We start from the raw sequence: 14619 nt of genomic DNA on the forward strand, positions 1-14619 counted from the left end.
CGCACACGAGGCATGTACCTATGATATTGTTCTATTCACTTAAAAGGGTGAATATGCGCACGAATTAATTCACACTCCATAGCAGTCTACTTTTCATTGTAATGGTTTCACAGAACGAATCCCAACATCGAGATTCAGAAATGACCGGTACTAACCAGTTCGATAACACAGTTGCTCTCATCACAGGCGGCAGTTCCGGAATCGGACGTAAGACTGCTGTCGCATTTGGTCAACAGGGCGCAAACGTCGTTGTCGCAGGTCGGACAACCACAGAGGGCGACAAAACCGTCCGACTCATCGAGGACTCCGGTGGATCAGCAACGTTCGTCAAAACCGATGTTACTCGGGAGGATGATGTCAAACAAATGGTTGATCATGCGATCAGCACATATGGCAGACTCGACCATGCAGTCAACAATGCCGGAAATGTTGGAGTACCAGGACCACTCGCCGAACGGACTGAGGATGATTGGGAGTACACAATGGGAGTGAATCTCAAGGGCGTGTGGCTGTCAATGAAGCACGAAATTCCGCTGTTGCACGAGAGTGGGGGCACGATTGTCAATACTGCATCGGACTTCGGGCATGTTGGTTTCGAAGAGTTCTCGCTCTACGTCGCCGCCAAACACGGTGTTGTGGGATTGACCCGTGCAGCAGCTCTAGAAGTCGCCGATCAAGGTATCCGTGTGAATGCGGTGAGTCCCGGTGCGGTCGATACACCAATGAATCGAGATCGGCTGGGAGGTTCGAAAGCAGTTCAGGAAACGTTTGGGCCATCCCATCCTCTTGGACGAGTCGGAACTCCCGAAGAAGTCGCAGATGCGATCGTCTGGCTGTCTTCGGAACAGTCCTCATTCGTCACCGGCCAATCTCTCCTCGTTGATGGAGGATACACCGCACAGTGAGTGGGTGTATTATCTACTGACCACCCCAAAACGGATAGATTGCAGTGCATACCTATTCTCTTTCAAAAACCATTTTCCCCACCTATTTCGATATACGTACATGGAAATCCTGAACGTGCTGACGCGTGTGTATTTGGAGCCAGCCAAATTTGAATCGACGATTGCGTTTTATCAGGAGTTATTTAATCAAGAACCAGAGATCAAATTCGCCTATGAAGAAATGGGTCTCGAACTCGCTCAGATCGGCTCAGTCCTATTAATAGCGGGTTCAGAGGAACGACTGGAACCGTTTCTAGACACTCAAGCAACGATACTCGTTGATGAACTCGAGAACTGTCGAGAATTCCTCTCATCCCATGGAGCGACAATCGTTGAAGAGCCAAAATCGGTTCCAACCGGATGGAACATGCTTGTGAAACACCCTGACGGGACGCTTTGTGAGTATGTCCAGCATAACTAAATCTGGAGTATTACTATAATTCATTTATATACTAGAAATATAAGGTGTTTTATATATTTTAATATCATAATACAATACCAAATGCGTCAGGGATCAGCTAGATTAATATATCATTCATAGTGGCTCTTTGGGATTAGAATTCGCTACCGACGATTGGCTCGTATGATTTTCGACTCAGCCTTTCGCAAATGCTCGGCTGCCGTGCTCGGCGCACAACCGATTCGTGCTGCGATATCCTCGTAGGTCCCTTGACGAGGGAGATCATAGTACCCGATGTCTTTTGCAGCCTCAAGAGCGTCGTGCTGTCGGTCAGAGAGTAACGGCTCCGTCAAGCCTGGTGTCGCCTCCATACCACTCACTTCATTGATCGTCACCTCGAATGGGGCAGGAACCTTTGCGACAGCTTCCTGTACCTCGTCAGTCGGCCCGAACAACGAGATTGTTACAGAGCCATCACCGTAGTTGTACGGGGGAACCATCAGCAGGCTTCCACGGGTGAGGGTTGCGAAAAGCTGCTTTGATACCTCGTTTAACTCGGTCTGAAAGTACGTGTAAAAGCAGCCGTCGTCGGTTACCATGATCTCAAAGTCCAGAACTTCCGGCTTCTGCTGTATCTGGTTTCGAAAGGCGTCGATATCGCCCTCAATATAGATTAGCAGCCCAAGATGGTTATCCGAGGCGTTCAAATGGAGACCGACTACTCGGTCGAGATATGGAGCCTTAGAGAGCTCTTGGAACATCGAAGTACTCTCATTTTGGCCACCGCCCGCTTTGATCGTCAGACGTAGATGTTTCATAATATAGATGTCCCCTTGGTCCTTTTAAATCCCCCGTTGAACTCTGGCAGCAGCGCTACAACGGCGAGGAGCCAATCACCAATTGCCATGCGAGTATTCATCGCAGGATCGACGGGCGTGCTTGGTCGACGACTTATCACCGAATTCGGTGAACGCGGACACACCGTTATCGGACTCACACGGGATGCTACCGGTGATGAAATCGTCGAAGCGCGTGGCGGTGAACCTCGGCGCGGTGACCTGTTTGATGAGGATTCGATACTCCGAGCCGCGGAGGGAGCTGACACTATCATCCATGCTGCAACGGCGATACCAACCGACTCACCCACTCCCGAAGCGTGGGAACTCAATGATCGGGTTCGGACGGAAGGAGCCGAGGCGCTTACGAGAGCTGCAGTCGAAGTTGGTGCTGATCAGTATCTCCAACAAAGCGTCGTGTATGTGGCTCGCCAACCCGATGGAAGTGCATATGATGAGAGTTCGGAACCCAATCCAGTATCTTGGACACAATCTGCGCTCGACGCTGAAGAGATTGCAGTCGAAGCCGGCGAGCAGTATGGCTTCGATGTATCGGTTCTCCGGTGTGGAAACTTCTACGCGCCGGATTCCTATTTTACGCGGGCTGACGGAGAAGGTCTCATTCGTGATGAACGACCGATCATCGAAGACTCAGAGAACACTCTACTCTCGTTTCTTCACGCAGACGATGCAGCGAGAGCGTTCATCGCCACTGCGGAGGCTCCTCAAAATGGTTTGTGGCATGTGGTCGATAATGAACCGATGAGCGACGCTGAGTATATCTCGATCCTTGCAGAACGGCTTGACGCATCCTCCCCAGGACAAATTTCGAAGGAAACAGCCTACGAAGCGATGGGTGACATTACTGCGGAGTTGCTAACGAACGCGTGGCCAACATCGAATGACAAGTTTCGGACTGAGATTGGCTGGGAACCCACGTATCCAACCTGCCGAGAAGGGCTTACTCAGGTTGTGGACGCATGGACATCGGAAGGATTCCTCCTCGACACAGAATAACAATGAATCTGGGTGACTCACCTCGTCTAAACAAGACCGTGCAAAAACGAGAGCTATAATCTAGCTATTCGTCGTCCGGTTTCGGTGAAAGGAATTTAGCAAGGAATTTTGGTCCCTTGTATCCCCGTTGGCTCATCGTCGCACGACGTGTTTGAGGTGGACGATTTTTCTGCCTCATATGACTATCATTCCTGCCATAAACTCATAAAGGTTCTCATCAGTTACGCCAGTAAATGCTCCGTACGCTAAGCACAGTAACCCAAGAACCAAAAGTAGCTGAGTGATGATTAGATATGTACCGTTTCGACGGACAATGCGCTCGTTTTCATACATCCAATATGCATAACTTCCCAATGCCTCAACTCGCTCCTTTTTCTCCGTGTTTGCTTTCGAAACCACATCTATAAGATAGTTCGGACCAGGCCCCAAGTGTAAATCGGAGGCAGAATAGGTTCCAGCACCGGCAATTATAGATAGTAACAGCAGACCACCGCCAAGGACAGTTATTCTATTAAAAATCGGATCTGAACCTTCAATCTGCGCCGCAGCTACCAAGAGCCCGAATACCACCATGGTAATCCGAACTGTCCGCAGCGCTTTATCGTCAATATCGTCAAGATCATCTATTTGGTGGTCAATGACATCCCGAGACTCAGAACAAATAAATCGAAGCGATTCGATCTCATACTCTCCAGTTTCTGGGAGATGTGGCTGCTGTTCCGTCTCCTGTTCTGGTTCGACTTCAGAATAAGCTAGATCAGGATCCTCCTGGCTGCCCTGTGTTTCAGTATCTCTATCCCCCATCCCAATCAGATAATCTGCTTGACTTGTCTTATCTAACTTACTGTTTATGAATCTTACTGAATTGGAAGTGGCTATTTCTGACGGTTAGCAAATTACTGCGGACAAAGTGGTGTCTACTACGGACAAAAGGAGATTTGGTGTGTTCTATGAGTAGAGATGAACAGGTCTATCGAAATCCACAGAGAGTTACAGGGTCAATCAGTAGTGGGAACGAACGCGGACCCTCTCGAAGTCGCGGTTACTCCGGTTCGTCAAGCAAGCGATACACTTGGCCCGGCAAGCCGTTGCTCGTTACTCCTCAAAGTCCTCGAAATGGCGCTACATACGTCACCAGCACATCGTCTTGCTTCGCCTCAAGTCCGGAAGAACACGACCTATCAGACACTTCTTAACGAACTCATCGAAACCTCAGTTGGAACCGATCTCTATGGTCAGCGATGCTCCAACTTCGGTTCAGTGATGACATGCAGATCCATACATATCTTTCAGACTGCGTCCACGGTTACCTATATGAGGAGTTTAAAACTCAGTCACGACCTCGATACCGCTTGTCTCGTAGCTACTCATGGCCGCTAGCCGGTCGGAAACCTCCGTCAACGAGACGCGGTTCGTGACCAGTGCACCGGGGTCAAGGTGACCTGCAGCAATCATCGTCAACAGTTCGTCGTAGCGTGAGGAGGGCATCCCGCGCGATCCGAGGAAGTCAACGTCCCAGCGGGTCATCGAGTCGACAGGTAGCGACACCTCACCCTTTTCGGCCTCTGTCGTCAGGCCAACTTGAACGTGGCTTCCTCTCGTTGTGAGGCACTCAATGCTGTTCCGGCAAGTCTCTGCTCGTCCAAGGGCATCGACCGACACGTCGGCGCCGCCGTTGGTCTGGCCTTGGATGCTCCTCGGCACGTCGTCGATTACGCTCGCATTGACAGTCACGTCTGCTCCCAAGTTGCTGGCCATCGAGAGTGGTTCCTCGCGCACATCGACGGCGACGACGCTGGCTCCGAGTGCCCCGGCAATCTGCACGCCAGCGAGGCCGAGACCGCCACAGCCGTGGATGGCCACCCAGTCGCCGCCTCCGACCGTCGCTCGGTGTACGAGCGCGTGAAAGGCAGTGGTGTAGCGACAGCCCAGTGCCGCCACGTCGTCGGCCGAGATGTTATCGGGGAGTACGACGGCGTTGAAGTCGGCGTGTGGGACGTGGACCTGTTCGGCGAACGCCCCGGGGGCGTCGGCCTCGAAGCCGAGAGCATAACCGTCGTCGCAGACGTTCCCATGTCCGTTGCGACACTGTGGGCAAGTCCCGTCGCCAAGGTTGAAGGGGACGGCAACACGGTCGCCGACCGACATCTCATTTACCTGTTCGCCAATGTCGACGACCTTTCCAGCGGGTTCATGGCCGAGAATTTGGCCGCGTGACACTTGATCGTCTGCCCACTCGCCGTGGCCCTGCCAGGCATGCCAGTCGCTCCGGCAGATACCGCAGGCCTCGACTTCGACGACAGCCCCGTGAGCGGCAGGCTCCGGAGCGTTGACCGATTCGAGAACGAGTGGCTCACCGTATTCCTCAAGAACGAGTGCGTTCATATCAGGCCCGATTCGTGCTGACGGCTTAACGGTTAGGCTCCGTAATTTCGGTACATAGAGATTGGTTTTCACAGACCTCTCACGAGTTAGCAAAGGACCTGTCGCAGGAGGTAAGACTGATTCACTCAATACGTACGATGTAGACACCAGAACTGAGTTCAGTGGGGTGCAACTGAGTCAACCGCTCAGTAGGCACATCTTCTGAACGGTTGTTTCAACAGGAAAACGCCAAGGTGATATAGATTTCAAAAGATCCATATATTCCACTCATTCTGCCTCACCGCTTGTGGATATATCGGCTTTGTTGAATCGCTGTAAGGCGGTGGAATTCACTGTTTGACAGCGCGTTTGATGTTGTAGACGACACACATCACGGCGATTTCACGGAACTCTCGATCCGATCAAACGCCTTACACAGCGTGGAGGGTGCGGGGAGATCGGCTGCTTTGAGGCCGATCTCCCCTGTTATTTGTGGCATTTCCTTCAGCAGATCGATCGTCATTCGATAGGACGTATCGAGGTAAATTCGGAGACAATGCAGCGAAACAAGGGCATAGTCGGCGAATCCGCCGCCACCCTGCGGGGCGGCGAATTCGCCTCGTTCACCCGTAACTCTTTGAGCAATCGAGACACAACGCTCGGTGAAGCGGGATATTTGCGTCATGGACAACCAAATTTTCCCGCTTCAACTCCTTCGGTTTACTGACCTTCCCCGACGCCGTCTAGTGATTCAACACAGCCCTAGAATCGTAGTGCTGTTGGTGGCCGCGGCGAATCCCGCGAGGTAGTGCATATTCGAACTTGGGAAGCAGACGATGGCATCGATATCCCGGTTCGACAGCACGTTCAGGTTCGTTCGAGCTGGCCCCGGATGGCAGTCACGTCGGTCATGGTGAGTTGCTTCCTCGCGCCGCCCTTAGTTCGATCTGAGACGGTCGGTTTCCTCGCAATCGATTTCGTCGTCCTCGGTGAGCGCGACATCGTACTCCTCGCGGGCGGCTTCCCGGGAGACGTATCCGTCGATCACGTCCTCGCGGACCGCTTCAGGATCACGATCGGAGGGATTACCGTATCCGCCGCCGCCCCCGGTGCGATTGGAGATCACTTCGCCTTTGCGGAACGTCCCGCGGAACATCCCGACCCACATCTCGTCGTCGTAGATGTCGGTATTGTCGACGAGGACTTGGACCCGATCGTCAGCGTTGTCGTGCAAATCGAGGACGACGCCGTTTTTCGCACCGGGATCTCCCCCGTCGATCCCCCAGCCGGTTTCCCGGGTCTTCTGGATGATCGACAGCGCGCCGACCGGACCCTCGACACGGTAGTCGCGCCGGAGACCCAGCCCGCCGCGGTGTTCGCCCGGCCCGCCAGAGTCCTGTCGGAGGGAGAGTTCGTCGAACGCGACCGGGGCTTTGTTCTCGAACACCTCAACAGGGATGTTTTGGACCATCGTTTCGGTGAGGTGCATGATCGCGCTCGCGCCGTCGTGATCGTCAGTCGCTCCCCAGCCGACCGCGTCGTTGTTGGCTTCGACGAACTGGCGCCCCGTTTCGGGGTCTTGGCCGAACAGCATTATGTCGGGGATATCCCCGCCGGAACTGGCAGGAATCCGCTCGGGCATTGCCTTCGCCAGGGCCTTGAAGACCACGTCGACGCTGATGATGCCGGTCCAGATCGTGAACGTCGGTGCGGGATAGGTCGCGTTGAATAGGCTCCCTTCGGGCGCGTGCAGCGACAGCGGCGCGTACTGTCCCGCATTCGACGTCTCCTCGGGGGTCGTAATCGCTTTGAAACAGAGCTTACAGACGGTTTCGGTCATCCCTCGCGGGATGTTCAACGGTTCGTCGACCTGCTCTGACGACCCGGAGAAGTCGACGTGGAACTCGTCGCCGTCGATGGTCACCTCGACCTCGATCCGGATCCCGTCGCCGGTCGTCCCGTCGGCGTAATCGACCGCGGACCACGTCCCGTCCGGGAGTTCGCGAACCGCTTCGCGAGCGGTCCGTTCGCCGTGATTCTGGACTCGCTCGATACAAGCCTCGACGGTCTCGCCGCCGTATTTCCCGTGTAGCTCCCGCAGACGGCGCTTCCCCGTTCTGATCGCTGCGATCTGTGCGTTGAGGTCTCCCAGGACCTTGTCCGGAATACGGGAGTTGAACCGGATCAGATCGAGGATCTCCTCGTCTGGTTCGCCCTCCTTGTGGACCTTCGTTCCGGGGAAGATCATGCCCTCCTGATGGACGTCGGTCGAGTCGAGGACGTATCCCTCGTCCTTCGCGCCGAGATCAAGCCAGTGAGCTCTCGTTGCGGCGTAGCCGATGAGTTCGTTCTCCTCGGGGGGAACGTCCGGCCCCTCCCGAAAGATCGGCGCGAACACGCCCACGTCGAGGGTGTGGGTCGAACTCCAGTACGGGTAGTTCATCAGGATGACGTCGCCCGGGTTCATGTTCTCCTCGCCGACGTGGTCGACGACCTTTTCTAAGGCGTAGTCGTTCGCGCCGAGGAACAGCGCTAGGCCCGGCGAGTCAGCGATCAGATTGCGGTCACGATCGTACAGCGAGATTCCGAAGTCCAGAATCTCGTAGATGATCGTGTTGTAGGCGGTCCTGATCAGTGTACGTTGCATCTCCGTCGCGGCCGACGTGAGGTAGTTTCGAACTACTTCGACCGTGGCCGCGTCGATGTCGTCGGTTCCGTTCGTTGCGTTCGAATCGTTCATCTACGCCTCACCTCTGCTGATGACGAGTTGACCGTATTCGTCGACGGTCGCCGTCTGATCCGAGTGGAAGACGATCGTCGTGGTTGGTTCGCGGACGACTGCTGGCCCGTTGATCGATGCGCCCGGACGGAGGTCACCGCGATCGTATACGTCGAACGCGGTTCGTTCGCCGACGGCGAAACAGTACGCGTCGCGGGTCTCGACCGGCTCGTACGACGCGTCGACTGGCTCTTCCCTCTCGAGCGGGGGTTTATCATTGCGACCGATCGCCCGGACTCGCTGGTGGACGACCTCCGGCGGATCGTCCATCGCGTGGCCGTAGCGGTCCTCGTGCTTGCGTTCGAAGCGATCGCTGACCTCGTCGATCGACGCGATACTGTTCGCGTCCACTTCGACGGTGTGCTCTTGTCCGAGATAGCGCATCTCGAGGGTGTGCTCGAGGTCGATCTCGCGTTCCTCAAACCCTTCCGCCGTGAGCGTCTCGATCGCCTCGGCGTCCAACTCCTCAAAGGTTGTTTCGACGTCCAACAGCTCGAGATCGGAAAGTGCCGCAATGTTCGTCCGCGCGAAGTCGTAGACGACGTCGGCCATCAGCATCCCCATCGCGGAGAAGACCGACGGCGCCTCTGGGACGACGACCTCGTCGACGCCCATCTCCCGTGCCAAAAGCGGGACGAACATCGGTCCTGCACCGCCGAATGCCATCATCGAGAACTCCCGCGGATCGAGTCCCTTCTCGATGGTGATCTCGCGGATCGCCCCGACCGTGTTCGCGAGAGCGACGTCGAAAACCCCGCGAGAGACGTCCGTAACGCTCGAGTCGAGCGGGTCGGCGAGCGCCTCCTCGATCGACTCCCGAGCGCCGGCCGCGTCGAGTTCCATCTCCCCACCGAGGAAATCGTCAGGATCGATGTAGCCGAGCGCGACGGCCGCATCGGTGACCGTCGGCTCGGTTCCGCCGCGGCCGTATGCGACGGGACCGGGATCTGCTCCCGCGCTCCGCGGACCGACCTTGAGCAGCTCGCCATCCAGCCAGGCGATCGATCCGCCGCCCGCGCCGATCGTCCGTATGTCGTAGACCGGGATCATCAGCGGCTGGTGTTCGAGCCGAGAGTCGTACTTGACGGCGGGCATGCCGTCTTCGATGACGCAGGCATCGAGGCTCGTTCCGCCCATGTCGACGGTGATCAGGTTCTCGCGTCCGGTCTCGCGACCGACGTGGGAGGCGCCGATGAGACCGCCTGCGGGCCCCGAGAGAATGGTGTGTACCGGCGCGTCGGTCGCGCTCTCGGCGGTCAGCGTCCCGCCGCCGGATCGCGTGACGAAAAACGGTGCGTCGAAGCCCCGGTCAGCGAGCGCAGCGTCGAGGTTCTTGATGTAGGTCTCGAAGATCGGTTTGATGTACGCGTCCATCACCGCCGTGCTCGTCCGCTCGTACTCGCGGTACTCGCGGGTGATCGCGCTCGAGATGGAGACGCTGACGTCTGGGTAGGCATCGCGGACGATTTCCGCCGCCTGGCGCTCGTGATCGGGGTTCCGGTAAGAGTGCAGAAAACAGACGGCGATACCATCGACGTCCCGCTCCTCGACGAGATACGCTGCGGCGTCCCTAACTGCGTCCTCGTCGAGCGGTTCGACCTCCTCGCCGTCAGCGTTCAACCGACCGGGAACGCCGACGCGCCGTCGGCGAGCGACGAGCGACTCCGGCTTCTGGTACCGGATGTCGTACATCGACTCTCGTTCGGTATTTGTGCGCCCGATCTCGTAGACATCCCTGAACCCGTCGTTCGTGATGATGCCCGTGGTCGCGCCGTCCCGTTCGAGGACTGCGTTCAGTCCGAGCGTCGTGCCGTGAACAAACGCTTCCGCGTTCCGGAGGTTCGCCCCGACTTTCTCGATCGATGTAAGGACGCCCGATTCCGGTTCGTCCGGCGTCGTGGATGCCTTCTCGACAGAGATTTCCCCCATTTCACGATTGAAGAAAATCGCGTCGACGAAAGTGCCGCCAATGTCGACTGCAAGTCGTTCTGTCACGTGGTATCTCCTCTCAATACGAGACCGAGGGTGGCGTACGTAATATAGTTTATGTCACACATTGGTAATTTTGAACGTTTCGGATACTATAGTCGACAAAACGGATAATAAAACTCAATAGTATGAATTTATCGTCGTTTGTTATACCCGAAACGTTTACTCGATTCGGAACGTCGGACGACCTATGAGCGATGTAACCGTGCACCGGCTCGCGGACCGATGGGACGAGAGCCGAGATAGTCCGCTTTCGCTGTTCGAGAGTGTTGATCCGCAGGCGGAGGTCGGGAGTTACGTTATCGATCCGGGTGAACGCGTACCGGAAACGGGAACAACGCGCCATGATGGGGACGAAACCTCGATCGTACTGTCTGGGGAAATCGATCTCGTCGTCTCCGGTGATCGGACGACGATCGGTCCGGAAACGATGACTGTCATTCCGGCAGGTACGGACCATTACAGCGAAAACACTGGAGACGAGCCGGTGAGACTCGTATACGCCGTTCTCGGGGAGTTGTAACGCGTCGGCGTTTCGGTGGATCTGTTTCAAGTCCGACGCCGGTCCCCGTTTCTACGCGGGTCTACCCCCGAATGGACCGTCTTCGGCAATGCCGTGCGCTGTCATAAAGCTGTGATATGTTTCCGGAATATCGGGAGTCTTCGTTCCGTGTCTTGCTCGTTCCCCAAGACACCAGTCACGTCGACAAATCGGTATTCGCCATCAACGAATCCGAAATTTGGGACTTATTCTGGCAACTCTGACGATTCGTCGATCACGCTGTGCCAGGCCTTGTACGTTTGACTCACCGGGGCCACGTCGTAATCTTCGACAGCCTCGTGTTGCATCAGTCGGTCGGTGTACGTTTTGATATCTTGCAGCGAAGCGTGCCAGATGCGAACCAGAATATCGTAGGTACCGAGGTACTCGTCGACCTCGTAGACGAGTTCCTGATCAACGAGATAGTCGATGAATTCGTCGACCGCTTCTCTGGTCGCATTCGATGTGATCGTTACTCGCACATCCGCGTAGTTTAGATCGGCCTCTTGGAGCACCAGAACGCCGATTACCTTTATGATATCGTCCTCTTGGAGCTGTTTCCGACGGCGGCGAACCGCCGTCCGCGAGAGTCCGACCCGCTCCCCGAGTTCGGTGTCCGATATCCGACCGTTTTCGTTCAGAATCCGGTAAATCTCGTAGTCGAGATCGTCGAGGTGATCGGAGAGTAGACCGTCGATCGTATCGCCATCGAAGGGCTCCTCGGTCCCGGTTTCCCCGTTCGAAGCGTCTGCCATAGTACGTGCTAGTGACATACACGTAATAAACCGTCCGACTCTGGTGAATCGCATAACTGCGGAGACTTTAACCGTCAGAACTAGGGAAGTGAATCGGGAGATTTTGGATGTAGAAAATCTGATTTTCCACTTCAACTCCCCCTAGTTCCGACGAATCAAGTCGGCGCTGTCTAGCGATTCACCAGAGCCGACTATTCAGTCTTCGGTTCGATCCACGAGTTCAGTTCCCGAGACGATCACTTCCGAGCGGCTTCGGGCGTCGATCGAGGCTGCAAGCGTCCCATGGACGAGCTAACAGGGGCGCTGCGTTGCATCAGCCAGCTCACCACGGCACAACAGCGCCCACGCGTCGATACCACATCGACAGCCGAACCGTCGATCGCCACCAGGACCTCGACACGATCGTTCGGCCGCAGTTCCGTTCCACAGCAGTCACAATCCACGCGCTGTCCGTGGCCGACACGAATCCCACTCGCGCACGCTTGATTGGCGCTCATCGATCAGCCTCAATTCGTGGTTCGTCAGGTCGGATAGCCACCGACGCTCGGAAGTTTCGGGGTTCGCCGCTCCGGACATATTTCGGAATCACAGCAATCCAACCGATCGGTGGCTTGCGGACAGTGGGTTTGTCGTAGATATGGCGTTAACAGCTGAAAGACTGCGGAAGAGTAAGTCGGCTCAAGACATCTTGTATATAGATGACTCTGATTGAAGATGGGGTACCGGAATATATGGGGAGGGAGAATTCAAGTGAGGAGCGGTGTGTCCCCAAGGGGACAGAGCCAAAAAATTACACTGCCTCGCCCCCAGCTCCGCGCGTCTCCAGTCGAAGCTCATGTTCCACGGGAAACAGTCGAAACGCACCTTTTAGTTAGACGGATGGAAAGTTACCACCTTGGCCAATTTGACCGAGCGGTGGCTGGTAACAGAGAAGGTAGTGAGCACCAATCAAATCCGTCTCAATTCCACACCGTTTGTGTTCTGCATCGAGATCTTCTCGCTGAACGAATGAGAGAAAGGGCTCCCACCGTGCTTATTTTCAGGAGAATAATGCCGTCCAGACATTGATTCCTTCGAAATTGAGGAACCTCACCCCAAAGGGGGCTACACTCATCTTAGATAATATTTATATTCCTGTATTACAGAACTACTGACTAATGTCCTGGTACAAGCAAGCATGGTATGATGAAACCCATTTCCCCTCAAAAGGTGAATTTGATTCTTCCTTTGAATTTGGAGAAGGTGTATATAGTGCCATATTAAAAAGATACAGGACGCTACGAGGTGGAACTCCCAATGAGGATCTGAGAAAGACTGCGCAATGTTACGCACATGTTTATGCTTTTTCAAAATGGAATGAGAAGCTAGTACTTCCAACAGAAGATATTAATTTTGTTGTTGATATTCCTTTTGACAATCCATCAGATCATATCTATGAGTCACAGACTGAAAGAATAGTAAGAGTTCTTACTAAACATGGATGGTTTCAGGTCGACACAGATTATTGCTTCCAAGGATCAGAGTGGGAAAACTGCGAATATTTACTCGTATATCAACAAGACCGGCGGAATGAAATGCAGCCAATTATACCTGATTTCAATAAAATTTTAACAAAAATTGGATCCGACCGCATACTCTCCCATACAATCATCTATGACTATATAAAACAAAGGCTGGATGAAGTTAATGTTGAACGTTCAATTGAAGAGAGGGAAACTGTAGCGTATACTGCCGCAATTGAGACAAGACTTCTTGATTATGGTTGGGTACAACTTGGAGCAAAAGAATCTAAAGATCGTCTATGGATAGAGCCTGACCGGCTCTTTGACTACTTAATGGACCGCTTTGCGGGTGAAACGACGATCTCTGATATGGATCTACAAGACGAACTCAGAGACTTCATCGTTACCGCTAGCCCGAATACGAAAGATGGTGCAGAGTTCAATTTAAGTGCCTTCGAAGACCCGTTTTTTCGAAAAATAAGGTCTCATGGATGGAATAAAATCCGGTTTGAGGACTCGGTCACCTGGTACCGGACTGAAGAAGCACAAAAAGAAGCTCTCACTCAGAAAATTGATCGTTATAGTCCCATTTTGGAATCACCCTCGTCCACAGATTTTGATGAGAAAGATGTGAGAAACGCAGCATACCGCTTTTTCAGCCAAAACAAATCTGTCATAATACGGAACGATTTTTATGAGCGCGGATTTATTCACCACCAGCTTAGGTTATTGGATTACTATCGGGAAGCGGATGAATCATTCGAGGAATTACATGAAGCAGAGACTGCAGCAGGAAAGTGGACTATAGTGCCTAACTCAGGAGAGGATGGCGATAATGAGAGTGAGGAATCGGAAGACAAGGAAAAGGAAACAGAGTGAGGAATACTGACTAGAACGGCACGAATTACATTATTCTGAGATAGAATGTTATATTGGATTACAGTGGGAAAATACCTTACTTCCCGTACAGCAGTCCCAACGCTAAGTTAGCTATCACTACACCTCCACCAACTATCAAAGCCGAAGTAATTCCTGACTTATCCAAGCAGAGGCGTCTAAACAAGGGGTACAACGACGCTACCCACGGTCTATTGGGCAAGAACCTCGGTAACTCGCCTTGTCAAATCCGTTTAGAACGGGGTCCGCACCTTTAAGTTGGATAACGGAACCAGACAGAGCGATGCGTCATCCCCAAGATGATCTACTGATCGCATATACACTGCTCAGATTTGCCCATAATCTCGAGAAGAACTGTGACATCGAAGATCCAATGGAAGAACACGCACGCGATCTGGCAGGCAAAATTGTGAATCAACATGGACTTGCCCTTATGGATCTAACCCAGCAACTCAAACTGAGAAGAGAAGCACACTGCTGGGACGAAGATTGTAACTAAGTCCCCAACTCCGCATCCCACCTCGCAGCTAAGATTACTGATTAACATAGACTCATAGTGGCTTGTACAAACACACATTCCAATGAGTGAGTTGAA

At 53.9% G+C, this 14619-nt stretch carries 11 protein-coding genes and 2 pseudogenes; 6 read left to right on the forward strand and 7 right to left on the reverse strand.

The window, feature by feature from the left end:
• Positions 1-101 precede the first annotated feature (101 nt).
• Together SM755_RS16535 and SM755_RS16540 are read left to right on the forward strand one after the other, a co-directional pair.
• Positions 102-905, forward strand: a complete 804-nt coding sequence (locus SM755_RS16535; protein WP_323173629.1) for an SDR family oxidoreductase — start codon at positions 102-104, stop codon at positions 903-905.
• Positions 906-1005: 100 nt separating this feature from the next.
• The gene (locus SM755_RS16540; protein WP_323173630.1) at positions 1006-1365 is read left to right on the forward strand and encodes a hypothetical protein; all 360 of its coding nucleotides are present in this window, start codon (positions 1006-1008) and stop codon (positions 1363-1365) included.
• 143 nt (positions 1366-1508) lie between these two features.
• Here the strand turns inward: SM755_RS16540 and SM755_RS16545 are convergent, their stop codons facing one another.
• Positions 1509-2105 carry a helix-turn-helix domain-containing protein gene (locus SM755_RS16545; RefSeq protein WP_323173631.1) on the reverse strand — a complete coding sequence of 199 codons (597 nt, stop codon included), beginning with the start codon at positions 2103-2105 and terminating at the stop codon, positions 1509-1511.
• Between the two features lie 144 nt (positions 2106-2249).
• On the opposite strand from SM755_RS16545, the gene SM755_RS16550 reads away from it, so the two are divergent.
• Complete coding sequence (locus tag SM755_RS16550; protein ID WP_323173632.1) at positions 2250-3197, forward strand: NAD(P)-dependent oxidoreductase; 948 nt, start codon at positions 2250-2252, stop codon at positions 3195-3197.
• A 174-nt stretch (positions 3198-3371) separates the two neighbouring features.
• Here the strand turns inward: SM755_RS16550 and SM755_RS16555 are convergent, their stop codons facing one another.
• The gene (locus tag SM755_RS16555) at positions 3372-4001 is read right to left on the reverse strand and encodes a hypothetical protein (RefSeq protein WP_323173633.1); all 630 of its coding nucleotides are present in this window, start codon (positions 3999-4001) and stop codon (positions 3372-3374) included.
• Positions 4002-4263: 262 nt separating this feature from the next.
• On the opposite strand from SM755_RS16555, the pseudogene SM755_RS16560 reads away from it, so the two are divergent.
• Positions 4264-4406: pseudogene (locus SM755_RS16560) on the forward strand (IS5/IS1182 family transposase); the annotation flags it as partial.
• Positions 4407-4520: 114 nt separating this feature from the next.
• Here SM755_RS16560 and SM755_RS16565 read toward each other — a convergent pair.
• The 4 genes and pseudogenes from SM755_RS16565 to SM755_RS16580 all read right to left on the reverse strand — a co-directional run bounded on the left by SM755_RS16565 (position 4521) and on the right by SM755_RS16580 (position 10335).
• Positions 4521-5582: a zinc-dependent alcohol dehydrogenase family protein gene (locus tag SM755_RS16565; protein ID WP_323173634.1), complete on the reverse strand. Its 1062-nt coding sequence runs from the start codon at positions 5580-5582 to the stop codon at positions 4521-4523.
• A gap of 382 nt (positions 5583-5964) precedes the next feature.
• Positions 5965-6246, reverse strand: a pseudogene (locus SM755_RS16570) (IS5/IS1182 family transposase); the annotation flags it as partial.
• A 252-nt stretch (positions 6247-6498) separates the two neighbouring features.
• A complete protein-coding gene (locus SM755_RS16575) occupies positions 6499-8301 on the reverse strand; it encodes a hydantoinase B/oxoprolinase family protein (RefSeq protein ID WP_323173635.1) in 1803 nt (600 codons plus the stop codon).
• The gene (locus SM755_RS16580) at positions 8302-10335 is read right to left on the reverse strand and encodes a hydantoinase/oxoprolinase family protein (protein ID WP_323173636.1); all 2034 of its coding nucleotides are present in this window, start codon (positions 10333-10335) and stop codon (positions 8302-8304) included.
• Positions 10336-10519: 184 nt separating this feature from the next.
• Here SM755_RS16580 and SM755_RS16585 point away from each other — a divergent pair, with 184 nt between their 5' ends.
• Positions 10520-10852 (forward strand): cupin domain-containing protein, encoded by a 333-nt coding sequence (locus SM755_RS16585; protein ID WP_323173637.1) that lies wholly within the window; start codon positions 10520-10522, stop codon positions 10850-10852.
• Positions 10853-11076: 224 nt separating this feature from the next.
• Here the strand turns inward: SM755_RS16585 and SM755_RS16590 are convergent, their stop codons facing one another.
• Positions 11077-11625 (reverse strand): Lrp/AsnC family transcriptional regulator, encoded by a 549-nt coding sequence (locus SM755_RS16590; protein WP_323173638.1) that lies wholly within the window; start codon positions 11623-11625, stop codon positions 11077-11079.
• A gap of 1157 nt (positions 11626-12782) precedes the next feature.
• Here SM755_RS16590 and SM755_RS16595 point away from each other — a divergent pair.
• Complete coding sequence (locus SM755_RS16595; RefSeq protein WP_323173639.1) at positions 12783-14006, forward strand: hypothetical protein; 1224 nt, start codon at positions 12783-12785, stop codon at positions 14004-14006.
• Positions 14007-14619: the final 613 nt, after the last annotated feature.

Source organism: Natrialba sp. PRR66, from assembly GCF_034808065.1.
In the GTDB taxonomy this organism is placed as follows: domain Archaea; phylum Halobacteriota; class Halobacteria; order Halobacteriales; family Natrialbaceae; genus Natrialba; species Natrialba aegyptia.

What these genes read in the sequence shown, in the direction of transcription:
- SM755_RS16555 (WP_323173633.1), bottom strand. Translation starts at nt 4,001, where the DNA reads ATGGGGGATAGAGATACTGAAACACAGGGCAGCCAGGAGGATCCTGAT.
- SM755_RS16590 (WP_323173638.1), bottom strand. Translation starts at nt 11,625, where the DNA reads ATGGCAGACGCTTCGAACGGGGAAACCGGGACCGAGGAGCCCTTCGAT.
- SM755_RS16550 (WP_323173632.1), top strand. Translation starts at nt 2,250, where the DNA reads ATGCGAGTATTCATCGCAGGATCGACGGGCGTGCTTGGTCGACGACTT.
- SM755_RS16565 (WP_323173634.1), bottom strand. Translation starts at nt 5,582, where the DNA reads ATGAACGCACTCGTTCTTGAGGAATACGGTGAGCCACTCGTTCTCGAA.
- SM755_RS16585 (WP_323173637.1), top strand. Translation starts at nt 10,520, where the DNA reads ATGAGCGATGTAACCGTGCACCGGCTCGCGGACCGATGGGACGAGAGC.
- SM755_RS16575 (WP_323173635.1), bottom strand. Translation starts at nt 8,301, where the DNA reads ATGAACGATTCGAACGCAACGAACGGAACCGACGACATCGACGCGGCC.
- SM755_RS16595 (WP_323173639.1), top strand. Translation starts at nt 12,783, where the DNA reads ATGTCCTGGTACAAGCAAGCATGGTATGATGAAACCCATTTCCCCTCA.
- SM755_RS16545 (WP_323173631.1), bottom strand. Translation starts at nt 2,105, where the DNA reads ATGTTCCAAGAGCTCTCTAAGGCTCCATATCTCGACCGAGTAGTCGGT.
- SM755_RS16535 (WP_323173629.1), top strand. Translation starts at nt 102, where the DNA reads ATGGTTTCACAGAACGAATCCCAACATCGAGATTCAGAAATGACCGGT.
- SM755_RS16540 (WP_323173630.1), top strand. Translation starts at nt 1,006, where the DNA reads ATGGAAATCCTGAACGTGCTGACGCGTGTGTATTTGGAGCCAGCCAAA.